This is a genomic window from Anaerobacillus alkalilacustris (assembly GCF_001866005.1).
GTDB classification, from domain to species: Bacteria; Bacillota; Bacilli; order Bacillales; family Anaerobacillaceae; genus Anaerobacillus; species Anaerobacillus alkalilacustris.
On sequence record NZ_MLQR01000043.1, the window covers coordinates 70,149 to 95,917 of the forward strand.

The following is a 25,769-nucleotide window of genomic DNA, read 5'->3' on the forward strand; positions in this document are numbered from 1 at the left end:
TTTTATTTAATCATAATTTATAAAATTTCTAACTTGGAAACTGTCTAGCTCCAGGCGCCTACGAGCTCGGTCACTTCAGTCAAGTTACTGACTTCAATGTCTTCTTGGATTACTTCTTGAATATACACCATGCTACCTTGCTTCGAGAAATCCTACTCCAAAGCTATGCTAGAAGACGCAGAAGCACGTAGAAAGCCAAAGAGCGGCTTTTAGTCAAAGGCCGCCCCAGTGAAGCTACTACTTGGATTACTTCGAAGCTGCTTTGCTCCAGCGGTTACTCGTCGCACGGAAAACAATTGCTCCAGCGATTACTCGTCGCACGGAAAACAATTGCTCCAGCGATTACTCGTCGCACGGAAAACAATTGCTCCAGCGATTACTCGTCGCACGGAAAACAATTGCTCCAGCGATTACTCGTCGCACGGAAAACAATTGCTCCAGCGGTTACTCGTCGCACGGAAAACAATTGCTCTTGAGCAAACGGAGTGGCAAAGGAGCAGCTGCTCGTGACCAAGGCGTCTTGCGCTTTTCTTATTTGAGAACGCAAAATAATGTAACTTTACATTGGGAAAATACAGTATAAATAATTGAATCATTGTTTGAACAACTTAAATTGACACCTGATATCAATTCGGAAACATTAAAAACCAACATATTAAAAATACTCAAAATTAAACAAGAAAATATATAGTTGAAAATGTGTTTGAATTTGAATTTGAAGTGAAATTCGATAATGGAGAGAAGATAAAAATACGTAATTAGAGTAGATTTTTATTAAGCGGACCCTAGTTCCGTTATTCCTGTCAAAAATAAGAGATTTAAGATCTTTGCGGACTCACATTCCGTTATTTAATACTAAAACTAGTGATTTCTTGTGATTTAAGTTAAATAAGGGATTCTCTGTCCGAAACGTATAATAAATTGGGTGAATTACTAGAAATAGCGGATTCTATGTCCTCTACATAATTGATTTTACTTAAATTTTTAGAACATAAGCCCCAGCACGCTGCTAGCTGCTTGCTATACATAATATTTGTAACTTAACTAGTTTGTGTAGGATACGTCGAGCGTGCCGATCACTTATCCTTAAATGATTAGCAACCTCGAGTGGAGTAATTGGACGTAGCAATCGTCTTGCAAATCTCACAACCTCTGATTCAAGCCAAGATAAATTTAAAGGGATATTAGTTGAGAGGAATTTGCCTATAAATGCAAGTATAAGCTGTTGACATTGTTTTGGCTTATCTTACTATATTCTACAATTTATATAGTCACATATTTTGTACTTCTAGATAAACTATATTAAGAATATTAATTAAATAAGGGGATTGTTCAAAAAACTCGTTACAAAGGAGTATGGCATGAATAACGACCTATTATTTTATAATACTTCAACAGCAGAAATGACATTTGATGAAGTTTTTGATCACTTACTTCAGTTTATTAAAAGAGATCCAACTGCAACGTATCGTTTAGCGGTTGGAACCGACTCGCAAGTTCATCAACATGGGACAAAGTTTATCACTTCGATTCATCTTCACCGCGTGGGAAAAGGGGCATGGGGATGTCTAAAAAAGGTTATGTTACCACGAAGAATTACATCTTTAAAAGAGAAGATTTATTTAGAAACGATGTATAGTCAAGAGGTTGCATCGAAATTTACAGAAGAACATATCTCAACAATGATTGATTTCTTAATTCCATATAGTGATGAGGGAGCTGACTTCATTTTTGAAATTCATTTAGATATAGGTAAAAAAGGTAAGACAAAGTATTTCATTGAAGAAATGACTGAACAAATATGGGCACTCGGAGTTCAACCAAAGATAAAACCAAACTCCTATGCAGCATCATCTTATGCAAATAAATACACGAAGTAATTTCTACTCTTACTCCTCCAACAAAAATACAAGCTATTTGAAAACCCAAAAGTAGCCCCCATTAATGTTATAAATATCCTATAATATGAATATTTTTCTGCATTTCTTAGTACCCTCTTGGACAGAGATGCAACTATTTTGAATAAGGAAATTTTTTTTACACTTTTGTGGACTATAGATCCTTTATTTAATTAACACATTAAATAATTTCTATTTCAGTACAGAATAACGAATTCTTTGTCTAAAGGGGGGATTTGTGGTTATAGGAGTATGATTGTTGAGTGTATTCAAAGTGATAGCTCCTTTTCAGTGGAAATAATTCATAATATAGCTTGTATTTATTTCTACTTTTATGATGAAGTTTGGAAATATATGTATTGAATATCGGTATTTGAAAATTTCATGTACCGTATTTGAAATATAAATCATAAATTAGAAGTAATCGACAGAAAAAAATCACAACTTTTTTAATGAAGACGTTTGTAAGAAGTGGGTATACTTTATTTTTGTCCAATAATTGGATAAAATACATGGGGAAGAATTTAGAAAGAAATAATTGAAGAGGTGAAGAATTTGTCTATTATTAATCCTGAAAGAAGTGAAATAAAAAAAATTTTAGAAGAGAATAAAAGAATTGCGGTTGTTGGTTTATCGAATAATCCAGAACGTACATCTTATATGGTCGCTCAGGCTATGCAAAATGCTGGATATGACATTATTCCAGTAAATCCAGTTATTGAAGAAGCGTTAGGAGTAAAAGCTGTCACAACTTTAAAGGACATTGAAGGTCCCGTTGATATTGTTAATGTATTTAGAAAAAGTGAGTTTCTGCCAGAAATAGCTAGAGAAGCTGTAGAAATTAATGCAAAAGTATTTTGGGCTCAATTAGGGGTAATCAATGAAGAAGCGTATCATTATTTAAAAGATCATAATATGACTGTTATTATGGATCGTTGTATTAAGGTAGAGCATGCAATGACGAAATAAATTCAAATTGTGTAATTGAGTTATTTTGAATTGTTCGAAAACGCTATCAAAACCCTTAATCTTATTAACTTTATTAAAATTACATAAGTATCATTTGTAGAAAAAAACCTCTTATTATTTGTGAAAATAAAGGGGGTTTTTGTGTTTTATCGTAAATCAAGCTTGAAAAATAAGGATTTAAACGCTATTGTAAATAAGGACAGGAGCTAAACAAAATTGAATACTTGTGAAAAAGACGTCTTGAAAGAAACGTTTGTTCGTATTATATTTATTCTACAAGAAACTGCAATTTTAATATAATGTAATATATTTACTCGCCATTTAACTTTAATAGTGTTTAAAAAACGTAAGTAAGTTTACGCTAAATAATGATGAAAGTATAAAGATTTAGAAAGAGAACTCGTTCTAGCTTCGCTAGAACATCGGAAATTCAGATGAGTCTCAACTCCACCTGAATGGAAGTTCTCACCTACACTACGCTTAGAGGTGGGGGTCTATGACCCTTAAGTACAAATCAGTTTGATTAATAACATGATATTTTGATGGAATAACATGTTTCAAATATTACATGGAGTTTATGAAGGGAGTCTATCTTCTTGGCAACTAAAGCAAAATTTGATTATAACGATGATGCCATTCAAGTATTAGAAGGACTTGAGGCTGTAAGAAAAAGACCAGGGATGTACATTGGTAGTACAGACTCTAGGGGATTACATCATCTAGTTTATGAGATCGTTGATAACGCTGTTGATGAGGCGTTAGCTGGATTTGGTAATGAAATCAAGGTAACGATCCATAAAGACAATAGTATAAGTGTTGAAGATGAAGGGCGAGGTATGCCTACTGGAATGCATAAAATGGGTAAACCTACACCAGAAATCATCTTAACTGTTCTCCACGCTGGAGGAAAGTTTGGTCAAGGTGGTTATTCTACGAGTGGTGGATTACATGGGGTTGGTGCATCGGTTGTAAATGCTCTTTCTGAATGGCTTGAAGTAACGATAAAACGAGATGGTTTTATTTTTAAGCAGCGCTTTGAAAACGGTGGTAAACCTGTTACTACTCTTGAAAAAAATGGAACAACTAAAAAGACAGGTACTACCATTCACTTTAAACCTGATCCTACTATTTTTAGTACGACCACTTACAATTTCGAAACATTAACGGAACGTTTGCGTGAAGCTGCTTTTCTATTAAAAGGTTTGAAGATTCAATTAAAAGATACAAGAACTGGTAAAGAAGGTCAACAAGAAACGTTTCATTACGAAAGTGGAATTGAAGCCTTTGTTGAATACTTAAATGAAGATAAAGAAACACTTCATCCTGTTACCTTTTTTCAAGGGAAAAACCAAAACATTGAGGTTGAATTTTCGTTCCAATTTAACGATGGGTATACAGAAAATGTCCTCTCTTTCGTAAACAACGTACGTACGAAAGATGGGGGAACTCATGAGCTAGGTGCCAAAACTGCTATGACGAGAATTATTAACGAATATGCTCGTAAGACGGCTCTATTAAAAGAAAAAGATAAAAACCTAGATGGTTCAGACATAAGAGAAGGCTTCACAGCGATTGTTTCTGTACGAGTACCAGAGGAAAAGCTACAGTTTGAAGGTCAAACGAAAGGGAAACTTGGAACTCCAGAGGGTCGTTCAGCTGTTGACGCAGTTGTTAGTGAACAACTATCCTTTTTTCTTGAGGAAAATCCGGATATTAGTTCACTGTTAATCAAAAAGTCGATAAAAGCTGCTCAAGCAAGAGAAGCAGCTAGAAAAGCTAGGGAAGATGCTCGTAGTGGAAAGAAATCGAAACGAAAAGAAAGTTTATTAAGCGGTAAGCTTACTCCTGCTCAATCGAAAAATCCAAGTCGTAATGAACTTTATCTCGTTGAGGGAGATTCAGCAGGTGGATCGGCCAAACAAGGCCGTGATCGGAAATTCCAGGCTGTATTACCTCTTCGTGGTAAAGTGATAAATACGGAAAAAGCAAAACTTGCTGATATTATGAAGAACGAAGAAATTCGGACGATCATTTATGCTATTGGTGCTGATGTAGGTTCTGATTTTAACGTTGATGATATAAATTACGATAAAATTATTATTATGACCGATGCTGATACAGATGGTGCCCATATTCAAGTGCTTTTACTTACATTTTTCTACCGATATATGCGCCCGCTTATCGAAGCAGGCAAGGTTTATATCGCTCTGCCGCCTTTGTATAAAGTTAGTAAAGGATCAGGAAAAAAAGAAGTGGTTGAATATGCATGGGACGAAAATGGTTTGAAGGATGCCATGAAAAAAGTCGGTAAAGGCTACACAATCCAACGATATAAAGGTTTAGGTGAGATGGATGCCACTCAGCTTTGGGAAACGACGATGGATCCAGAAACTAGAACATTAATACGTGTTAAGATTGAAGACGTTGCTAGAGCTGAACGTCGAGTTTCAACATTAATGGGGGATAAGGTTGAACCCCGCCGTAAATGGATTGAAACAAATGTTGCCTTTGGTTTAGATGAAGAGACGAACATCCTAGAAAATGAAAATCTAATCTTAACCGAGGAGGAATAAATATGTTGATTGGAGATAAGTATTTAGACCTTCCCTTAGAAGACGTTATTGGGGATCGGTTTGGTCGTTATAGTAAGTACATCATACAAGAACGGGCACTTCCGGACGCTAGAGATGGCTTGAAACCTGTTCAAAGAAGAATTTTATATGCTATGCATAGAGAAGGGAATACGGCTGAAAAACCGTTTAGAAAATCTGCAAAAACGGTTGGTAATGTTATAGGTAACTATCATCCTCATGGAGATTCATCAGTATATGATGCGATGATCCGGATGAGTCAAGACTGGAAAGTACGGTACGGCCTAGTTCAAATGCATGGTAATAACGGTTCAATTGATGGTGACCCCCCAGCAGCAATGCGTTATACAGAGGCAAGGCTATCTGCAATATCGTCTGAGATGCTAAGGGATATTGATAAAGATACAGTTGATTTTATACCAAACTTCGATGATTCAGAAGAAGAGCCTGTTGTTTTGCCGGCAATGTTTCCTAGTTTACTTGTGAACGGGTCAACGGGAATATCTGCAGGATATGCAACAGATATTCCACCTCATCAACTTGGTGAGGTCATTGATGCAGCTATTTTACAAATGGAGAATCCTAGCTGTTCTTTAGATGAACTTATGGAAATAATTAAGGGCCCTGACTTTCCAACTGGCGGAATTATTCAAGGTGTTGATGGAATTCGTAACGCCTATAAGACCGGCAAAGGAAAAGTAGTCGTTCGCAGTAAGGCTGAAATTGAGTCAGTTCGTGGTGGAAAACAACAAATAATCATTACTGAAATTCCTTATGAAATTGTTAAAGCAAATCTTGTAAAAAAGATGGATGAAATCCGCTTTGATAAAAAAGTAGACGGGATTGCCGAAGTTCGTGATGATACAGATCGTACAGGATTACGAATCGTTATTGAGTTAAAAAAGGATGCTGATGCAGAAGGCATTTTAAATTATTTATATAAAAATACAGACTTACAAGTAACCTATAACTTTAATATGGTAGCAATCTTTAATAAACGCCCATGTTTGTTAGGTTTGAAACAATTATTACAAGCATACGTTAACCATCAAAAAGAAGTGGTTACTAGACGTTCAACGTTTGAGTTAAGAAAAGCAGAGGAACGTCAACATGTAGTTGAAGGATTAATCCGGGCTATTTCCATTTTAGATGAAGTGATTGAAACGATCCGAGCTTCTAAAGATAAGCGGAACTCAAAAGATAATTTGATAGATAAGTTTCAATTCACAGAAGCTCAAGCTGAAGCAATTGTTACATTACAGTTGTATCGTCTAACGAATACTGATGTAACTACTTTACAAAAAGAAAGTAATGAATTAGAAAAGAAAATTACTGAACTAACAGCAATCTTAAAAAGCGAGAAAAAACTTATTTCTGTAATAAAGAAGGATCTACTTACTATTAAGAAAACCTTCAACGATGAACGTCGTACAGTAATTGAGAAGGAAATCGAAGAAATAAAGATTAACCTTGAAGTCTTAGTCCCGTCAGAAGATGTCATTGTAACAGTAACAAAAGAAGGGTATGTTAAGCGGACGAGCGTACGTTCGTTTTCAGCCTCGAATGGTGACCCTACCGGAATGAAAGAGGGAGATCGGGTTATTGGTCAACTTGAGACAAATACAACAGACACGTTATTAATTTTTACTGCTAATGGAAATTATCTATATATTCCAGTCCATCAACTACCTGATATACGTTGGAAAGATCTAGGACAGCACGTAGCCAATATTGTTCCTCTAGAACGTGGTGATGAAATCCTTAAGGCATTTTCAATTAACGAGTTTTCAGAGGATAAATATCTAGTTTTCTTTACGAAAAATGGTATGGCAAAACGTACACCACTTTCAGAATATCAAGCACAACGTTACTCTAAACCGTTGATGGCATTAAAGCTTAAGGGTGACGATATTGTTGTTAATGTTGATCTCACTAATGGAAATCAAGACGTGTTTATTGCAACTAATTTCGGGTATGGCTTATGGTTTACTGAAGAAGAAATAAGTATTGTTGGGCAAAGAGCTTCCGGAGTTAAAGGTATTAACTTAAAGCCAGGTGATTACGTAATTAGTGGCTTAATGTTTAATCAAGAAGAAAAGACACAATTATTTGTAATAACCCACCGTGGAGCTACTAAAAAGATGAACTTAACAGAATTTGATAAAACAAGTCGTGCAAAACGTGGATTAATCATGTTAAGAGAATTAAAAAATAATCCTCACCGTTTACTAGCCTTAATGAAAGTAAATAATGAATCTATTACCCATATTAAAACAGTAAAAGGTGCTGAAGAAACATTGGAAGTTGTCCAAATTAAACCGAGTGATCGTTATAGTAACGGTTCCTTTGTTGTTGATACAGCAAAAGAAGGTGAAATTATCGACTTTTGGGTAGAAAAACGAGAAGAAGAGTAATTACACTTTGAATATTGGACAACATAGCAGAGTTTAACTGGTAAGCGGTTTTAATTATAGGTATGAGCACGAACGACCTTTGATAAAAGTTCGCATTGGTATTCCAATTGAGAAACCAATGCGAATTTTTAGTTAAAGGAGACTGCACCCCAATTTATTAAAGTTACTGTTTACCATATTATTTAATTTTAGAAGATATGAAATGTTAGTTTTATTCATGGGAATTTCCTTGACTAAATGAAAAGTATAATGATATCATCATAATACCAACTAAACCTATTGGAATAATTTAAAAAGTCGTAACTATAAAAGGTATAATGGGGGGTTTATGATGACTAAATCTATATTTTCAGTAATTCCTGGAGCAGAAGATTTTCACTTTGAGGGAAGTAATATTGGCATCTTATTGTGCCATGGCTTTGTTGGCACACCTCAAAGTATGCGATTTTTAGGAGAAGGATTTTCAAAAGCTGGCTTTACTGTTAGGGCACCTAGGTTGAAGGGACACGGAACTCACTATAAAGATCTAGAGCTAGCAACATTTACAGATTGGATTAATCAACTTGAAGACAACTATATAGATTTAAAAAAGCAGTGTGACGAAGTATATATTGTGGGCCAGTCAATGGGGGGGTTATTATCCTTACTTGTAGCTAGTAGATTTCAGGACGTCACCGGAATCATAACGATTAATGTAGCATTAGAAGTACCTGGGTATGCCAAATATAAAAACAAAAATATTTCTACATATTTAGAAGAAGGAGCACCGGATATTAAAGATCCATCCATTTTTGAAATTACATATCCAAAGGTTCCTCTTCATGCAATAAAACAGTTACTATCATTAATAGATTATACAACTGATAAAATACCAGCAATAAATAGTCCTTTACTTCTTTTTTATTCAACAGTAGATAATGTTGTACCGCCAAGAAGTACAAATTATGTTTATGACAATGTAAGCTCAATGCAAAAGGATATAATCGAATTGAAAAATTCATACCATGTTGCATCAATGGATTATGATCACCCAAAAATCGTTTCTGAAACAATTAGTTTTATTTCAGAAGTTTCTATGAAAAAGAAGATCACTAGTTTCATGAGTTAAACTTCGGTTAGGAAATCAAAAAGCATTCAGATATTGATTTTCTGAATGCTTTTTTGCATAATCAGAATTTATAAATTTCTAACTTGGAAACTGTCTAGCGCAAGTAGCCTACGAGCTCGGTCACTTCAGTCAAGCTATTTACTTCAATAACTATATGAATTACGTCTCTGAATAGCTTCATGCAGCTTTGCTCCTGCGATTACTCGTCGCACGGAAAACAATTGCTCCTGCGATTACTCGTCGCACAAAACACTGCTTCGAGCTTACTACTAACCAGCAATACTAGAAGACGCTAAAAGCACGTAGGAAGCCAAAGAGCAGCTTTTAGTCAAAGGCCGCCCCAGTGAAGCTACTACTTGAATTACTACGAAGCTGGTTTGCTCTTGAGCAAACGGAGTGGCACAGGAGCAGCTGCTCGTGACCAAGGCGCTTGCGCTTTTCTTGTTATCTAAGCGAATCTTTTTCAATATTCACTTCCTCAATTAGTTCTTCCATTTGTTCTCCACTCGAATTATGCACTCTATTTTCTAAGTTGTTAAATTTTTGATCTACATTTTGTGGATTTGAATAATCTACATTGATCTTTACCTAAATGAAATATAGCAAATGAACCAAGGTAATATCTTATTGGCGTAAAATATGTTTGTTAAAATTCATAAACTGAATATTATCTCAAATACAGCAGATAATAGATTGTCTAGATAAAGTAAGGAAAGGAAAGAAAAAAATGACAAAAGTTTTGTATATTACCGCTCATCCTCATGATGATACACAATCATATAGTATGGCAATAGGGCAAGCTTTTATTGAAACTTACAAAGATGTAAACCCTAATCATGAAATCGTAAACATTGATCTTTACAACGAAAATATTCCAGAAATTGATGTCGATGTCTTCAGTGGTTGGGGGAAGCTTCAATCAGGCAAAGGTTTTGATGAACTTTCTGCAGAAGAAAAAGGAAAAGTTGGAAGACTTTCGGAGCTCTGTGATCAATTTATCTCAGCTGATAAGTATGTTTTTGTAACACCACTATGGAATTTTTCATTCCCTCCAGTAATGAAAGCATATATGGATGCTGTCTCGGTTGCAGGAAAATCATTTAAATATACTGAAAAAGGGCCTGTCGGTCTATTAACTGATAAAAAAGCCGTACATATCCAAGCGCGAGGTGGAATATACTCTGTGGGACCAGCAGCTGAAATGGAGATGGGACATCGTTATTTAAATGTTATGATGCAATTTTATGGTGTACCTTCCTTTGAGGGGTTATTTGTAGAAGGACATGGTGCAATGCCTGATAAATCTCAGGAAATAAAAGAAAACGCCATTGCAAATGCTAAAGATTTTGCACATACATTTTAAGGATTATTTCAAAGAGTCAATTCAGAGTTGACTCTTTTTTACAGTATCAGAATTTATAAATTTCTAACTTGGAAACTGTCTAGCTCCAGGCGCCTACGAGCTTGGTCACTTCAGTCAAGTTACTGACTTCAATGTCTTCTTGGATTACTTCTTGAATATGCTCCGCTACTTTGCTCCTGCGGTTACTCGTCGCACGAAAAACAATTGCTCCTGCGGTTACTCGTCGCACGAAAAACAATTGCTCCTGCGATTACTCGTCGCACGGAAAACAATTGCTTTTGAGCAAACGGAGTGGCACAGGAGCAGCATCTCGTGACCAAGGCGCTTGCGCTTTTCTTGCTTAAGTTTAGATTTTTTTATAATCAAAATTTATATGCAAAGTCGTACTTAAGTTGGGTATAGGAAGATAATCCCATTGTTAGGAGAATAAAAAAGTTTTTTGAAATGGAAAAGGCTTTGCTTCATTGGATGAAAAAATATAGAATTATAGAGAGGTTACATAATATTACTAACTCCTGAAAATAATAGTTTTACTATTTCTTTGGGAATTAAGATCCTTAATATGAGAAGATAAGCTTGTAAAATAGACTAGCAATTAGTCAGAGATGAAGGACACACTGATTGAAGTTTATTTTCATTTGCCAAATTTCAGTAATGGTATTACACAGTAAGGAAGGATAAGGTTAAATATGTTAAAAAAATATTTGCCCAACCAATTAGCTTTTCATTACAATCGAAAACTATTTAAATATGATTTAATTGCAGGCCTAACATTGTACGTTATGCTAATTCCTCAAAGTATGGCTTATGCAATGCTTGCTGGTCTTCCACCAGTCATGGGTTTATATGCATCAACAATTCCATTAATAATATATGCTCTTTTTGCTTCATCTAAGCATTTATCTGTTGGGCCTGTAGCTATTACATCTTTACTCGTTTTCTCTGGTGTTTCTGTCTATGCAGAGCCAGGTACCTCAGAATATATTTCAATTGTTTTGATTCTCGCTTTAATGGTTGGAATCATTCAACTCCTTTTAGGTACTTTTAAAGGTGGTTTTATCGTCAAATTTATTCCACACTCTGTGTTAAATGGCTATACATCAGCAGCTGCCATAGTGATAGGTTTTAGTCAATTAAAACATTTATTAGGAGTAGAGGTAGGCAATTATTTACAAGTTCAATTTTTGTTATTTGACGTGATTAATAAATTTTCGGAAATTCATATTGTTACATTAATAGTTGGACTTTTTAGTATTATAGGTCTCCTACTAATAAAAAAAATGAACCCGAAGTTACCTAGTGCATTAATTATTGTAATGATATCTTTAGCAACAGTTATGTTACTAGGGTTAGATGAACGAGGGTTACAGATTATTGGAAATGTTCCACAAGGGTTGCCATTGATGATATTTCCGGAAGTAACTTTCCAAAAAATCCAAATGTTATTCCCAATGGCATTGACTATTTCTTTAATAGCATTTATGGAGTCTTTAGCCATCTCAAAAGCAATTGCTCGTATCGAGAATTACAAAATTAGTCCTAATAAAGAATTAAGAGCACTAGGTATTTCAAATATAATTGGTTCTTGTTTTCAATCATTTCCGATTAATGGAAGTTTCTCCAGGACGGCAGTAAACCATCAAGCAGGCGGTAGGACACAAGTAACATCTATTATTACAGGAGTTTGTGTAATTATTACGTTATTATTTTTTACTTCTTTATTTTATTATTTACCAAATGCTGTTTTAGCTGCCATTATTATCGTTGCAGTATACAATTTAATTGATATTAAGGAAATGAAGCACCTTTTTAAAGTAAAGCCTTTAGAAGGTTGGATATGGGTCATTACATTTTTCGTTACTTTATTTGTAGGTATACAGTGGGGAATTATGATAGGTGCGATATTTACACTAATTTTATTACTTAACCGAAGCTTTAAACCTAACATTGCTCAGTTAGGGTACGTAAGAAAAGAACGGGTTTTTCGTGATATTAAATGGTATCCTGAAGCAATTACTTCAGAAATAGTATTGATAATACGCATCGATTCTTCCCTACACTTTGCAAACATTTCATACTTAGACGAAAAGTTAAAGAAATTATATCAACAAAATAGTCATTCAAAGTGGCTAATTTTAGATATGAGTGGTGTAAATGATATCGATACAGTTTCTATAGAAAAGTTAGAAGAATCAATTAGTTATTTTAAGGAGAGAAACGTCACTGTGTTGTTTACAAATATGAAGGGTGCAATACGTCACACAGTTAATAAAGTAGGTTGGCACATAAGGTATAAAGAGCAAAAAAATCATTTAACAGTGAAACAAATATTAAAAGAAAAAGGTATTCACAAGTATTTTGAACATAACAAGACATCTAAATCAAAAAATAAAGAATGGATTCACGATTATTCTATTTAGTAGTTTATACATTATCATTACAAACACAGGTGCTAACTTCCAAAAGGGAGTGCCTGTTTTTTTTTTTTATAATCAGAATTTATAAATTTCTAACTTGGAAACTGTCTAGCGCAAACAGCCTAAGAGCTCGGTCACTTCAGTCAAGCTACTGACTTCAATAACTACATGAATAACATCTCTGAATAGCTTCATGCTACTTTGCTCCTGCGGTTACTCGTCGCACGGAAAACAATTGCTCCTGCGGTTACTCGTCGCACGGAAAACAATTGCTCTTGAGCAAACGGAGTGGCACAGGAGCAGCTGCTCGTGACCAAGGCGCTTGCGCTTTTTCTTATAATCAGAATTAGCTGTTTTTGAAAAATATCACTCTCCGATAGTCTTATTGCTTAAAATTAACTGAACTTGATTGAATTAGTTGGATTTATCGGGCTACATCCAAAATCATTATAATTTCTTCTAACGTTTTAACACATCAGAATATTGTGTATTTATGAAGAAAATAATGAAATATCAATATAATCCGCAATCGTCCAATCACATTTTTTAAAAGTCGAATATGGTATTGAGTGTAAGGTTAATTTTAATAAAAATAAGAAAGGAGTGTTTGAAGATGTCTGCACATGTAGGAACTGCAGGTTTCGCGTTAATCCTAGTCTTGTTTATTCTCTTAGTTATTATAGGTGCTGCGTACGTTTGATAGTAAATAAAAATAACTACTCTAAGTATCAGGGTAACGTGTTAAATACTTTCTTTTATTCTATAACTCAGTTAGTATTTTCGAAAATTCAAAAAAGCCCAATCAATAAAATAATTGATTAATAAGATAAAAGGGAAAGAAAAATTCTTTTTAAGAAAGGAGGATGTATAATGCACGGATATGGTTGTGGTTGCGATCAACCAGTTGGTTATGGCTATGCAGCACCAGCTTACCCAGGACCAACTTATGGTGCTGGTAGAGGATTTGCATTAATCGTGGTGCTATTCATCCTACTTGTAATTATCGGTACAGCTTATGTAACTGCATAACTATAAGTAGCGTCAAGAAATAAGTGAAATGATAAGACGGTTCTTCCATAAAGGATTGAACCGTCTTTATTCATTTAGTATGTTATATATTATTTTGTTTAGGGTAAATTAGTTCGAAATATTGTCGAATTACTTAATTACTTTGTAGTTCTTATGGGCAATCACTGTTTTTCTCGGCTTGTCATCAGCTTCTTTTATGTCTAACTCAACAGAAGATGAATTATTATATACACCAATAATTTTTCCTTTTTCTCCTTTAAAATCACCTGCTGTAATTTTAATCATATCTCCGGGTTGTGTTGTAATTTCCTCACTCATCATGAACCCCTCCTAATTTAATCAATTATATCGTTTGCTTGTTTCTTTTTCTTTAACCTTTGTAAAAAAAGTAAAAAATATAGCATTGTATAGTTATTCAAGTTTCGCTAATGAAAGCCTGTAAAAAAATTGATGGTTTATGTTACAATCAAGCATAAAGAAAAATAGGTTGTACCACTATAATTTACTAGAAGGAGCAGTATGCATTTGAATATAAATATCACTCCCAAGAAGATTAAAGAAATGTGTGGAACTGTCTCCTTCAAAAAAGGGAGTTCATTCCAACGAGCAAACAACGTTACTTTTAAACATTACCACTCCAATGGATGTGAAGCAACCGTAAAAGGAACAGAAGAGTTTTTTGTTAAAATTGAAATGTTAGGGAACGGTAGTTTACATGCAACATGTAGCTGTCCAAAGTTATTATCGTACGAAAAGGACTGTCAGCATATTGCAGCTGTATTACTTTCCATTCATAAACATCAGCATCAAGGGCTTCCCCCTCTTAATACAAGCGATCTTCCTTCTATAGATCAAACATTAACTGATGAGCTACTCACTCTTTTCAGCGATCGTCTGAAACCTTCAAGTGGTCAACAAATTCATTTTGAAAAAAGGCAGATTATTGAAATACTGTTTACGTGTAAACCGGTTTTGATTGAAAAAGGACAATTATTGTTGGGTATCGAGATGAAATTTGGACAGACTGTTGTGAAAAATGTTAGAGAGTTCCTAATAAATGTAAAAGAAGGAAAATCATATAACCTTTCTCCTATATTAAAATATGACCCGAAACATCATTGTTTTGATAGAGATGCAGATGCTATCCTTCAACATCTTATTCAAATAGCCTATGATGAAGTGAATGAAAAAGAGTTAGCATCAAATCAGTTAAATTATCTATGTATACCACCATCATCTTGGAATAGTTTTCAGCCACTTCTTGAACGAGCAAGTTTCGTGAAATGGGAATATCATTCAAATATCTACGACAGTATTTTATTTTCCCAGGAGCCATTAGATCTTCAATTTGAAATAAAAGAAGATGATAGGAAAGGTTATCAATTAAAAATTGATGGACTTCAGCATTTAATTGCGCTACCAGCATATAGTTCTGTCCTCGTTGATGGTAAAGTAATTCAAATGGAAAATGATGATTGCAAACGTGTTTTTGAACTAAAACAGATGTTAGAAGCCTCTAGAATAGATAACGTTCCTATTCCGAAGGAGAAAATAAATTTCTTTATAGAAAAAGTCATTCCTGGTTTGCAAAAAATAGGTAATGTTCAATTGTGTGAGGAAATTTCTAAGGAATTTGTGAAAGCTCCTTTACTCGCAAAGTTGTACTTAGATCGTGTAAATAATCGTCTTCTAGCAGGTCTTGAGTTTCATTATGAACATTTAGTGATTAATCCATTGGAAAACGTGGTAGTTAAAACTGGTCATTTGTTTAGTAGAGATGAGAGGAAAGAAGAAATAATTTTACAACTGATGGACGAAAGTGGGTTTGCTAAAACAGATGGTGGATATTTCATGCACAATGAAAAAATGGAGTATGAATTTTTGTATCATGTAGTACCGAAGTTGGAAAAGCTAGTACAAATTTATGCCACAACATCAGTGAAAAATCGAATTTTTAAAGGGAATGCTATACCGAAAATTAATATTAAGGTAAAAAAAGATCGGACAAATTGGCTAGAATTTAAATTTGATATGAATGGTATATCTGATAATCAAATCCGTGAGATTTTAGCAGCTTTAGAAGAAAAAAGGAAATATTATCGAATGAAAAACGGTTCACTTCTCTCGTTGGAGACAAGAGAATTTGATGATATGAAAAGCATTTTAAATACTTTTCCAAATCAACTTGATGATCTACAACAAGGTCTTCGTATTCCAATAGCTCGTGGTCTTGAAATACTTGATACTGTTGAAGGAAATGGTGTTTTGTCGTTTCAAGAGTCGTTTCGTGAGTTTATAAATCATTTACGCAACCCTGGAAGCTTAGATTTTGCGATACCTGAAGTTGTAGAACCTGTATTACGCGGTTATCAAAAGCGGGGCTTCAAGTGGATGAAAACGTTGGCTAACTATGGATTTGGTGGAATATTAGCAGACGATATGGGACTCGGAAAAACATTACAAAGTATTACTTTTATATTATCTGAATTACCTGAGATACGGAAAAAGAAACTACCGATATTAATTGTTTGTACATCTTCATTACTGTATAACTGGTTTAATGAAATTAGAAAGTTTTCACCAGATGTTAAGGCAGTTGTCATTGATGGTAATAAAAAAGATAGGATCAAATGCAGGCAGTCAATTGTCGGGATTGATGTATTAATTACTTCTTACCCACTGTTACGCGCGGACATAAAGTGGTATGAAGAAGAAGTTTTTCATGCTGTGTTTTTTGATGAAGCTCAAGCTTTCAAAAATCCGCTAACACAAACAGCTCGTGCAGTGAAAAAGCTACAGGCACATTACCGGTTTGCACTAACAGGAACCCCTGTTGAAAATTCATTAGTTGAGTTATGGTCCATTTTTCATGTTGTTTTTCCTGAACTTTTTTCAGGATTAAAAGATTATAGTAAGCTTTCAAATGATGCAATTGCAAGGAGGACAAGGTTATTTTTGCTTCGAAGAATGAAAGAAGATGTACTTAATGAACTACCCAAAAAATTCGAAGTTATCGAAACTGTTGATTTACTTCCAGATCAAAAGAAGCTTTATGCTGCTTATTTATCCAAACTAAAACATGAAACATTGAAGCATCTCAACAAAGAAACAATTAGGAAAAGCCGTATTAGAATTCTGGCTGGATTAACTCGGCTACGACAAATTTGTTGTCATCCTGGATTATTTGTTGATGGATATAATGGAACATCATCAAAATATGAACAGCTGTTATCCATTCTAGAGCAAGCGAAGCTTTCAGGAAGGAGAGTATTGGTTTTCTCTCAGTTCACAAAAATGTTAGAGCTTATTGGTCGAGAATTAGCAAAGCAAGGAGTGTCTTTTTTCTATTTAGATGGCCAAACTCCATCCGAAGAAAGAGTGAAAATGTGCGAACGTTTTAATCGAGGTGATCGAAACTTATTTTTAATTTCCTTGAAAGCAGGAGGGACAGGTTTAAATTTAACTGGTGCAGATACTGTTATTTTATATGATAGTTGGTGGAACCCCGCAGTCGAAGAGCAAGCAGCAGATCGTGCTCATCGTATTGGTCAAACAAATGAAGTTCAAGTTATTAAACTAGTTGCCAAAGGCACAATCGAAGAAAAAATGAATGAGCTCCAAGAAAAAAAGAGGCAATTAATTGAAGATATACTAAATCCTGTACAAGAAGAAAAATCTTCAGTTTTAACTGAAGAAGATATTCGAGAAATATTAATGGTTTAATATATATTGTTGATCACTATGGTATTAATAGCAAATTAATCAAACTGATTTGTACTTAAGGGTCATAGCCCCCCCACCTCTAGGCGTAGCCTAGGTGGGTACTTCCATTCAGATGGAGTTGAGACTCCATCTGAAATTCCGATGTTCTAGCGAAGCTAGAACGAGTTCTCTAAGCACTTTCCATAAGAAAATGGATGGTGCTTTTTTTAATGAGTAAAATTAGGTTTCGCATTTTTGAGTTTTAGAATAATTAACATCTAACGAAATAGACTCTGGATATATGAATAATAAAAGGAAACCCCTCTTATAATGCAAACAAAAAATGGCATACTAAGAATATTATTTGACGGAGGAGGTATAAATGTGAGTACACTATCTATTTTTGCCTTAGGTGGTTTAAAGGAAATCGGTAAAAATATGTATGCCATCCAATTTAGGGATGAAATAATTGTCATTGACTGCGGTAATAAGTTTCCTGATGAAAGTTTGTTAGGGATTGATTTGATCATTCCCGATATTACGTACTTGTTAGAAAATAAAGATAAAATCAAAGCTTTGATTGTGACGCATGGACATGAAGATCATATCGGTGGAATTCCATTTTTTCTCAAGAAATTGAATGTACCTGTTTATGCAACACGTTTCACGCTTGGATTAATTGAATTAAAATTAAAAGAACATAGACTATTAAGGGAAACTGAATTAATTGAAATTGACTCAAACTCAAAATTGCTCTTTGGAGACATAAGCGTTAAATTTTTTAAAGTCAATCATAGTATTCCTGATTGCTTAGGAATCGTTTTTTATACTCCTGAAGGTGCAATCGTACATACAGGAGATTTTAAGTTCGATTTAACTCCTGCTAATAATGAGTATTCAGATATTCATAAAATGGCTGAAATCGGAAAAAAAGGTGTTTTACTACTTTTATCTGAAAGCACTAATGCGGAACGAAAAGGCTTAACCCCTTCGGAGCAAATGGTAGGCGAACACGTAGTAGAGGCGTTCATGAAAGCAAAACGAAAAGTTATTATTTCTACGTTTGCATCAAATATAAACCGTGTTCAACAAGTAGTAGATGCTGCAAAAAAAACAAATAGAAAGCTTGCGCTACTAGGTAGAAGTATGGTAAATGTTGTAACCGTGGCTATGGAACGTGGATATTTAGATGTACCTGACGGAATCTTAATTGATCAAGAAGAAATCAACATGATGGATCCTGAGAAAGTAGCTATTTTATGTACAGGAAGTCAGGGAGAGCCGTTGGCTGCTCTAGCCCGTTTATCCAATTCGAGTTTTAGGGGAGTTGAGGTATTACCGGATGACACAATTATATTAGCAGCGGGCCCTATTCCTGGAAATGAAAGGGATGTTTCACGTATTATCGATAACTTCTTTGCCCTTGGAGCGAGGGTTATTTATGGATCTGGTAGTTCCTCTGGTATGCATGTATCTGGACATGGTTATCAAGAAGATCTAAAGTTAATGCTTACATTAATGAGACCAAAATATTTTATTCCTATTCACGGTGAATATCGCATGCTACATCATCATCGTTTATTAGCGGAATCTGTTGGAGTAGAAGAAGGTCATACTTTTATTATGAGTAATGGTGATGTCGTTGACATCGAAAATTCAGAGGCTCGGATGACGAGAAAAATTCCAGCCGGGAATACCTTTATAGACGGGGTAGGGATTGGTGATGTTGGTGACATTGTATTACGAGACCGAAAGCAACTTTCAGAAGATGGAATGCTCGTTGTTGTTTTAACCTTAAGCAAATTGGAAAAAAAGCTAATTTCTGGACCGGACACTATTTCACGAGGTTTTGTTTATGGCGGGAATTCAGATGAGTTAATTAAAGACGTAAACCGTCTTATTACAAAAACTGTAAATGAATTGCATGAATCTAATAAAACACAATGGAATGTGATGAAGCAATCGATAAAGAAATCAGTAGGACAATATTTATTCCAACAAACGAAGAAGAAGCCAATGATCTTACCGATTATTATTGAGGTTTAATAGAGCAGAAAAGCAGAAGGTAGCGTACAATTATAGTGTGTTGCTTTCTGTTTTTTTATAAGATCTAAACAGTGTTGTGAACAGATAATTAAGAAGTGTCCGTTAAAAAAGGGTAGAATTTATTGTCAGCAGGAAAACTATCAATCACGTTAGTTCCAAGTTGAAATAAAAGTTATCCTAACTTTTGTTATAGATGACAACAAATATTGGGACTAAATTTAGTTTTCTTTTCATTTATTCCGTGTAAAAATGTTTTAAGATATATATATAATAGTAGATTCATAATTCATTAAAATTTTACTATTATCAAGGTAATGTTAGTGATTAAACAAGGAGCGGTTAGGTTGAGTAAAAGATGGATATATTTTTTAGTCTTTGTTTTTATTATAGTTCTAATTGTTATTTTATGGAAAGAAGATGTTGATGACAAACCAAAAATAGTGGTTGTTTTAAAGGAATTAGATAATAATCCATATTGGTATATTGTAAAAGCGGGAGCAGAAAAAGCTTTTGACGATTTAAATATAGATGGGATAGTTTTTGCTCCTAGTAATGAATATAAGATAGATGAACAAGAAAATCTTTTACAAAGTTTACTTAAACAAAATCCAGATGCACTTATTGTTTCTCCTATAGAAGAGTCAATCATTTCTCAATTAAAAAAATTTAATAAAAAAAATATTCCCGTACTTCTAATAGATACCGATGATCCTTGGGAAAATAAAACCTCTTATATTGGAACGAATAATTTTGACTTAGGTAAGTTAGGCGGAGCGTTATTGGGTACGCAACTACAACCAGGAGATAAAGTGGCTTTAATAACAGGAGATATTGAACAAGCAGTTATAGGTGATCGGATTATAGGAGCTAAAACTAGTTTAGAAGCTGCAGGGATAACAACAATTCTGAAAACAGATGTACCAAATAATCCATTACAAGCGAAACGTGAAATGGAAACCCTTTTAGACAAACATCCAGATATTAATGGTGTTTATGCGACTACTGATATTTTGGCCATTGCATCTCATGAAATAATTATTAAAAATGGATATAATATACCAATAGTAGGAGCGGATGGAATTGTTGAAATGATTAAATTAATAGAAGATGAGACACTACTTGGTACAGTAGCGCAGAATCCGTACGATATGGGATATTTAAGTGTTGAGACTGCAGTAAGAGCAATCAAAGGAGAAAATGTTGAAATGTATGTTGATAGTGGAGTCGATATTATAGTTAAAGGTAATGCAACTCATAGAAAAGACTTCATAAAAAAGATATTGAGGTGAAATAAGATAAAAATAATAAAGTCATAATGTAAATACACTTCTAATAAGTGAAAAAATACCATTGTAAGAAAGCTCTTATATAGGGTTAATAGGTAATGGAAAAGCGGTTAAAGTCCTTTTCGATTCCTTTAATTTTTGAAGTTTTAAGAGAACTCGTTCTAGCTTCGCTAGAACATCGGAAATTCAGATGGAGTCTCAACTCCACCTGAATGGAAGTTTCCACCTAGGCTACGCTTAGAGGTGGGGGTCTATGACGTCTATGACCCTTAAGTACAAATCAGTTTGATTAATTTCACGTAAATCGATATAGATAATCAGTGGGAGATGAAAGAAAACCCCCACTGATTAAAGTTCAGCTTTTTCAAATAAATTGAACCCATTCTAACAATCCATCATTATTATTAGATTGGTTTAATGTATTTTATAAGGGTACAACTACTTTTTTCTTTTCTTTAAAATAAACCCATTCTTTGAACCCAATTTCCTTTAGTTTTTCGTTAACTAAATCATAATCGTCACCTACTCGGTCAGGAATGTGAGCATCAGATCCGAAAGTCACATCGACGCTATAATAAAGGGCACGTTCTAACATTTCATTAGAAGGATACCAGCCTCCAACGTCTTTCATTTTGCCAGATGTGTTTATTTCGATCGCAACACCTGCTTGTCCAATGACTTTTAATGTATGTTCGACTGCCTCTGTTTGTATCGAAGTAAAAGCTGGATAATACCCTTTCATTGCGTCAATATGACCAAGAATCTGGAACAATCCGCTACGTGCTGAGCGCTCAATTAATTGATAGTAAGTTTCTTTCGTACGTACTTTTTCTTTATCGGTAAGACCTTCCCATCGTCCTTTTTTAAATATATTGATCTCATCGACATGGTGAACGGAACCAATGATGTAATCAAATGGATACGGTTCGAAACAGGAGCGATAGTTTTCAACATACTCTGGAAAAAAGTCTGATTCAATCCCTAGCAAAACATCAATTTTTTCACTATAAATTTCCTTAAGATGAAGGACTTCCTTCACATAATTTTTAAATTCACTTTTCGGCATTGCTATTCCTGGTAATGGATGATCTTCTTCACTTGAGAAATAAGGGGTGTGATCAGATATTCCGATAACAGTTAGCCCCTTTTCAATAGCAGCTTCAATATAATCACGTATTTTTCCTTGGGCATGTCCACACCGATCGTGATGTGTATGTATATCAAATTTCACTTTAGTATTCAAACTCGATCACCTCATGTAATTCTTTTGCTTATATTTTTTTCCATTTTAATATAAAATTATTAATTATGATACCTGGCACTCCTTAAATGTATATATTATTTAGAAATTTTCTAAAGGCGTGCCAGGGCAATCATTCTTGTTTACTAAGTTTGATATTTAGTAATTATGAATTTTTTAAGCTTCTTTATTGCTGGGATATAGCTTTGATAACTGAATAATTAAATCTTGATCACGCGTAATTAAAAAATTTCGAACTTGATCTTTTTCCCTAACGTGGATGTTAATATCTTTTTCATTTCCTGTAAAACAGATTTGGACACCATCCTTATTTTCTAAATGAAAATTTTGAAGACAGTGGGTTGGATTTATGGATGTTGGAGGTTTAGATCTACAGAAACCACTTTCAAAATTGTGTCTAAAACCTTGTTTTTTAAAAAATTTGAAGATGTCATTAATTAATGGGTCAATGAGTATAAAGTCGTGTTTTTCGACGGGGTGGTTTAGTAAGTTTATTTTTAGTTCTGTTTGGATTTGTACAGTCTGTTTTCCAAAAGTAATAGGAGTATAATAGGGTATTGTAAAAGAAATTGGAATGATTTTTTCTTCATGTGGCCTTATTACAAGAGGGTCTGTAACTTTTATTTCTAAAATTGGTTCTGTTATATCGGGGAATTCGGTCATATCATGGTCATATTTATGAAACTCAGAGTCTATGTGAATATAAATTTCTGAAATCTTTTCTTCTGTAATACCGCCAATGATGTGGACTTCTCCTTTAACTTCTTTCCCTCTTTCGATAATGTCTTCAAATAGTACAGTGTTTACCTTTGTAGATCCAATTCCTATTGATGAAAGTAGTTTCTTAAACATGTTCATCAATCCTTTCTAGATTATTATTAGACCTATCAAAAAAGTAGTTCATTATTTTACATTTATATTTTAAAGTTCTATTCATTATATTCGTCGAAATGCTTTTCGAGTAACCTTTATTTAAAATAACTTAGCCTTTTTTGTGACGATATTAGGTGGGATTATCAATATGGTTTGTCCTTTAGATCTGTAATTCTAAATCTACCTGGGAAGGTTCGTGTTTTTATATGGTAGTGAACTACTCACCACTTATCCGACCTTACTGTCTGATTGAAGTGGGAGCTTCTTGGGAACTAGATACTTTTACTAGCTATCTATATTTACCAAGCTTTAAGGGTAGTCCCTACCCCTATAGAAAAAATACCAAATTACATGGCTAGTTTTAGCAAGTTGATACTTGCATTTATATCTCTGTCATGATGGGTTTTACATTCTGGACAAGTCCATTCACGAAGATTTAGGTTTTTTACATCTTTGTTTTTGTAGCCACAGCAAGAACATAATTGGCTACTAGCATAATTCTTAGGTGCGATTATCAAGTCACGGCCTTTCCACGTTGCTTTATAGTCAAGATATTCTCTGAATTTAGACCAAGACACTTCGCTGATGGCTTTCGCTAACTTATGATTCTTTTGCATATTCTTCACTTTCAAGTTCTCAATCACAATAACTTGGTTTTCGTTTGTGATTTCGTTACTTATCTTGTGAAGAAAATCGTTACGTTGATTAACAATCTTTTCGTGAAGTTTGGCTACTTGTAGCCGAATCTTGTTTCGATTCTTAGAACCTTTCTTTTTCCGTGACAAAGAGCGTTGCAAAAAAGCTAATCTTTTTTCAGCTTTTCGGAACCATTTAGGATTTTCATATTTTGTGCCATTAGACAATATGGCGAAGTCTTTCAAGCCCACATCAATACCCACTCTTGTGTCGATTTTAGGAAGTAGTTGTTCATTTTCCTTAACAAGAACGGAAGCAAAATATTTGTTAGTTGGTGTTTGGGAAATGGTTACAGACTTAATCAAACCTTGGAATAATCTATGTTGCTTGATTCGTACCAGTGTTTTTAGTTTTGGTAGCTTGATATATCCATTCTCAATGTAGACTGTTCCTTTTTGGTTGTTCGTTGTGTAACTGCGATGATTGTCTTTTTTACTTTTGAATTTTGGAAATCCAACAGATTTGTCACGAAAGAAATTAGTGTATGCTTTGTTTAGATTCATTTGGGCATTGGCTAAAGCAAGGCTATCTACTTCTTTCAGAAACGAAAATTCAGCTTTATATTGTGCAGGAGTAGGATATTTGATAGATTTATCAATTTTTTCTTGAGATTCCTTATAAGAATCAATTCTATCAGAAAGCATTTTATTATACACAAAACGTACACATCCAAAAGTTTTTGCGAAAAATAGTTTCTGTTCTTCATTTGGATAAATACGATATTTATATGCTTTCACCATTCCCTACACCTACTTTCTGCCCTGTTTTTCAATATATTGCTTGATTGTTTCTATGGAAGCACCGCCAGTTGTAATCAAGCAGAAACTTCTTGTCCAAAACATTTCTTTCCAAAGTTTATTGCGGATAATAGGGAAGTCACGTTTTATCAAGCGAGAACTTGCACTTTTGTACGCATTTAGAAACTTTGACAATTCACTATTAGGATGTGCCTTGAACATTACATGAACATGGTCTTTGTCGTGATTCCAGTCTTCAATCGTAATGTTATATGACAGTCCTATTCTCTCAAAAATATCCTTTGCATAATTTGATATTTCGTCATCAAACACTTGCCTACGGTATTTTACTACTAATACAAGATGATAATGCAAAAGAAAGACTGAGTGCTTATTGTTATCTAATTTCATTGCGCTAACAACCTTTCTATATGTATAGACTGATTGTAGCATGATCTTTGGCTAACGCCAACCGAAAATTCATCTCCCACTTATCGTTGGGCTTCACCCTTCACACGATTGAAGTGAGAGAATTCTTTTCGGAAACCTTGTTAAAAAGTATTGGAGAAGTAGAAGGCGGAGCAGATACGGTTTTAGATGTTTTTATTGAGTATATGGAGGAAGGTCTCTTAGTTTTTCCAACACATACCTGGTCGTATATTAATTCAGGAAACCCAACATACTATGTTGACGAATCACCTTCTTGTGTTGGGGTATTGACAGATCTTTTTCGTAAACGTCCAGGAGTAAATCGTTCATGGCATCCAACTCACTCAGTAGCAGCTTTAGGGAAGGATGCAGAAGCTTTTACAACAGGAGATGAAAAGTTTGACACACCATGCGCAAGAGGCTCAGTCTGGGGTAAATTATTGGACAGAAAAGCACAAATCATGCTTGTCGGAGTAGATTTGAAAAGAAATACGTTTATTCATGGTGTAGAGGAATGGTTAGATATTCCAGGTAGATTGACAGATACTCATGAACAACTATATACAGTATTATCTGACGGTACAGAGATATTAGTTCCTTCTCGTAGACATAATGGAGTTTCTTCGTCATTGCATTTTTGGAAGGTGGAAGAAGTGTTAGTAAATTTAGGTGCATTATGCAAAGGTCAATTTGGGAATGCTGAAGTCCTTATTTGCGATACCGTTAAAATGACGGAAATACTTTTTGATATGCTAAATCTTAATCCAAAACTATTTTCTGATAATGAACCAATAACTGATCATTTTAAAGTTTTAATTGAAAATCGTTGGAAGGCTCGTATATAAACTGTGGAGGGTTTTGTTTGAACAAATGCAAAAAAATTGTATATTTACATACGTTTTTCGTTCCTCTGAATATGTTCATGACTGCCTATTATGCTTTTTCGATAT

19 protein-coding genes and 1 pseudogene are annotated in these 25,769 nt (G+C 34.4%); 13 read left to right on the top strand and 7 right to left on the bottom strand.

The window, feature by feature from the left end; translation table 11 throughout:
• Positions 1 to 1,009: 1,009 nt before the first annotated feature.
• Positions 1,010 to 1,246, bottom strand: a pseudogene (locus BKP37_RS20585) (transcriptional regulator); the annotation flags it as partial.
• A gap of 115 nt (positions 1,247 to 1,361) precedes the next feature.
• Here BKP37_RS20585 and BKP37_RS16300 point away from each other — a divergent pair.
• From BKP37_RS16300 to BKP37_RS16325, 6 genes are all read left to right on the top strand, one after another.
• Complete coding sequence (locus BKP37_RS16300; RefSeq protein ID WP_071310680.1) at positions 1,362 to 1,880, top strand: ribonuclease H-like YkuK family protein; 519 nt, start codon at positions 1,362 to 1,364, stop codon at positions 1,878 to 1,880.
• 573 nt (positions 1,881 to 2,453) lie between these two features.
• Positions 2,454 to 2,867: a CoA-binding protein gene (locus BKP37_RS16305; RefSeq protein ID WP_071310681.1), complete on the top strand. Its 414-nt coding sequence runs from the start codon at positions 2,454 to 2,456 to the stop codon at positions 2,865 to 2,867.
• Positions 2,868 to 3,463: 596 nt separating this feature from the next.
• Entirely contained in the window at positions 3,464 to 5,440 is a 1,977-nt protein-coding gene (gene parE / locus BKP37_RS16310; RefSeq protein WP_071310682.1) for a DNA topoisomerase IV subunit B, read from the top strand.
• Positions 5,441 to 5,442: 2 nt separating this feature from the next.
• Positions 5,443 to 7,872, top strand: a complete 2,430-nt coding sequence (parC, locus tag BKP37_RS16315; RefSeq protein ID WP_071310683.1) for a DNA topoisomerase IV subunit A — start codon at positions 5,443 to 5,445, stop codon at positions 7,870 to 7,872.
• A 331-nt stretch (positions 7,873 to 8,203) separates the two neighbouring features.
• Positions 8,204 to 8,980 carry an alpha/beta hydrolase gene (locus tag BKP37_RS16320; RefSeq protein ID WP_071310684.1) on the top strand — a complete coding sequence of 259 codons (777 nt, stop codon included), beginning with the start codon at positions 8,204 to 8,206 and terminating at the stop codon, positions 8,978 to 8,980.
• A 727-nt stretch (positions 8,981 to 9,707) separates the two neighbouring features.
• A complete protein-coding gene (locus tag BKP37_RS16325; protein ID WP_071310685.1) occupies positions 9,708 to 10,343 on the top strand; it encodes an FMN-dependent NADH-azoreductase in 636 nt (211 codons plus the stop codon).
• 79 nt (positions 10,344 to 10,422) lie between these two features.
• Here BKP37_RS16325 and BKP37_RS20205 read toward each other — a convergent pair whose 3' ends face one another.
• Complete coding sequence (locus BKP37_RS20205) at positions 10,423 to 10,572, bottom strand: hypothetical protein (protein ID WP_169823164.1); 150 nt, start codon at positions 10,570 to 10,572, stop codon at positions 10,423 to 10,425.
• Between the two features lie 460 nt (positions 10,573 to 11,032).
• On the opposite strand from BKP37_RS20205, the gene BKP37_RS16330 reads away from it, so the two are divergent.
• From BKP37_RS16330 to BKP37_RS16340, 3 genes are all read left to right on the top strand, one after another.
• Complete coding sequence (locus BKP37_RS16330; protein WP_071310686.1) at positions 11,033 to 12,763, top strand: SulP family inorganic anion transporter; 1,731 nt, start codon at positions 11,033 to 11,035, stop codon at positions 12,761 to 12,763.
• 610 nt (positions 12,764 to 13,373) lie between these two features.
• Positions 13,374 to 13,460: a YjcZ family sporulation protein gene (locus BKP37_RS19765; protein ID WP_071310687.1), complete on the top strand. Its 87-nt coding sequence runs from the start codon at positions 13,374 to 13,376 to the stop codon at positions 13,458 to 13,460.
• Positions 13,461 to 13,630: 170 nt separating this feature from the next.
• Entirely contained in the window at positions 13,631 to 13,789 is a 159-nt protein-coding gene (locus BKP37_RS16340; RefSeq protein ID WP_071310688.1) for a YjcZ family sporulation protein, read from the top strand.
• Positions 13,790 to 13,918: 129 nt separating this feature from the next.
• On the opposite strand, the gene BKP37_RS16345 is transcribed toward BKP37_RS16340, so the two are convergent.
• On the bottom strand, positions 13,919 to 14,107 hold the full coding sequence (locus BKP37_RS16345) for a DUF2187 family protein (protein WP_071310689.1): 189 nt from the start codon (positions 14,105 to 14,107) through the stop codon (positions 13,919 to 13,921).
• A 207-nt stretch (positions 14,108 to 14,314) separates the two neighbouring features.
• Here BKP37_RS16345 and BKP37_RS16350 point away from each other — a divergent pair, with 207 nt between their 5' ends.
• The 3 genes from BKP37_RS16350 to BKP37_RS16360 all read left to right on the top strand — a co-directional run bounded on the left by BKP37_RS16350 (position 14,315) and on the right by BKP37_RS16360 (position 20,826).
• Complete coding sequence (locus BKP37_RS16350; RefSeq protein WP_071310747.1) at positions 14,315 to 17,512, top strand: DEAD/DEAH box helicase; 3,198 nt, start codon at positions 14,315 to 14,317, stop codon at positions 17,510 to 17,512.
• A 309-nt stretch (positions 17,513 to 17,821) separates the two neighbouring features.
• Positions 17,822 to 19,537 (top strand): ribonuclease J, encoded by a 1,716-nt coding sequence (locus tag BKP37_RS16355; RefSeq protein ID WP_084034807.1) that lies wholly within the window; start codon positions 17,822 to 17,824, stop codon positions 19,535 to 19,537.
• A gap of 344 nt (positions 19,538 to 19,881) precedes the next feature.
• Positions 19,882 to 20,826 (top strand): sugar ABC transporter substrate-binding protein, encoded by a 945-nt coding sequence (locus tag BKP37_RS16360; protein ID WP_071310691.1) that lies wholly within the window; start codon positions 19,882 to 19,884, stop codon positions 20,824 to 20,826.
• A 421-nt stretch (positions 20,827 to 21,247) separates the two neighbouring features.
• Here BKP37_RS16360 and BKP37_RS16365 read toward each other — a convergent pair whose 3' ends face one another.
• The 4 genes from BKP37_RS16365 to tnpA all read right to left on the bottom strand — a co-directional run bounded on the left by BKP37_RS16365 (position 21,248) and on the right by tnpA (position 24,801).
• Positions 21,248 to 22,054 carry a histidinol-phosphatase gene (locus tag BKP37_RS16365; RefSeq protein WP_071310748.1) on the bottom strand — a complete coding sequence of 269 codons (807 nt, stop codon included), beginning with the start codon at positions 22,052 to 22,054 and terminating at the stop codon, positions 21,248 to 21,250.
• A 186-nt stretch (positions 22,055 to 22,240) separates the two neighbouring features.
• The gene (locus tag BKP37_RS16370) at positions 22,241 to 22,936 is read right to left on the bottom strand and encodes a sporulation protein (protein WP_071310692.1); all 696 of its coding nucleotides are present in this window, start codon (positions 22,934 to 22,936) and stop codon (positions 22,241 to 22,243) included.
• A gap of 368 nt (positions 22,937 to 23,304) precedes the next feature.
• Positions 23,305 to 24,393, bottom strand: coding sequence for an IS200/IS605 family element RNA-guided endonuclease TnpB (gene tnpB, locus BKP37_RS16375; protein ID WP_071310693.1), 1,089 nt, complete (start codon positions 24,391 to 24,393; stop codon positions 23,305 to 23,307).
• A gap of 9 nt (positions 24,394 to 24,402) precedes the next feature.
• The gene (gene tnpA, locus BKP37_RS16380; RefSeq protein ID WP_071310694.1) at positions 24,403 to 24,801 is read right to left on the bottom strand and encodes an IS200/IS605 family transposase; all 399 of its coding nucleotides are present in this window, start codon (positions 24,799 to 24,801) and stop codon (positions 24,403 to 24,405) included.
• A gap of 86 nt (positions 24,802 to 24,887) precedes the next feature.
• Here tnpA and BKP37_RS16385 point away from each other — a divergent pair, with 86 nt between their 5' ends.
• Positions 24,888 to 25,664, top strand: coding sequence for an AAC(3) family N-acetyltransferase (locus tag BKP37_RS16385; RefSeq protein WP_071310749.1), 777 nt, complete (start codon positions 24,888 to 24,890; stop codon positions 25,662 to 25,664).
• Positions 25,665 to 25,769 lie beyond the last annotated feature (105 nt).

Coding starts and splice junctions, on each gene's coding strand:
- BKP37_RS16370 (WP_071310692.1), bottom strand. CDS start 22,936: ATGTTTAAGAAACTACTTTCATCAATAGGAATTGGATCTACAAAGGTA.
- BKP37_RS16345 (WP_071310689.1), bottom strand. CDS start 14,107: ATGAGTGAGGAAATTACAACACAACCCGGAGATATGATTAAAATTACA.
- BKP37_RS16340 (WP_071310688.1), top strand. CDS start 13,631: ATGCACGGATATGGTTGTGGTTGCGATCAACCAGTTGGTTATGGCTAT.
- BKP37_RS16355 (WP_084034807.1), top strand. CDS start 17,822: ATGCAAACAAAAAATGGCATACTAAGAATATTATTTGACGGAGGAGGT.
- BKP37_RS19765 (WP_071310687.1), top strand. CDS start 13,374: ATGTCTGCACATGTAGGAACTGCAGGTTTCGCGTTAATCCTAGTCTTG.
- BKP37_RS16320 (WP_071310684.1), top strand. CDS start 8,204: ATGACTAAATCTATATTTTCAGTAATTCCTGGAGCAGAAGATTTTCAC.
- BKP37_RS16325 (WP_071310685.1), top strand. CDS start 9,708: ATGACAAAAGTTTTGTATATTACCGCTCATCCTCATGATGATACACAA.
- BKP37_RS16330 (WP_071310686.1), top strand. CDS start 11,033: ATGTTAAAAAAATATTTGCCCAACCAATTAGCTTTTCATTACAATCGA.
- tnpB (WP_071310693.1), bottom strand. CDS start 24,393: ATGGTGAAAGCATATAAATATCGTATTTATCCAAATGAAGAACAGAAA.
- parC (WP_071310683.1), top strand. CDS start 5,443: ATGTTGATTGGAGATAAGTATTTAGACCTTCCCTTAGAAGACGTTATT.
- BKP37_RS16300 (WP_071310680.1), top strand. CDS start 1,362: ATGAATAACGACCTATTATTTTATAATACTTCAACAGCAGAAATGACA.
- tnpA (WP_071310694.1), bottom strand. CDS start 24,801: ATGAAATTAGATAACAATAAGCACTCAGTCTTTCTTTTGCATTATCAT.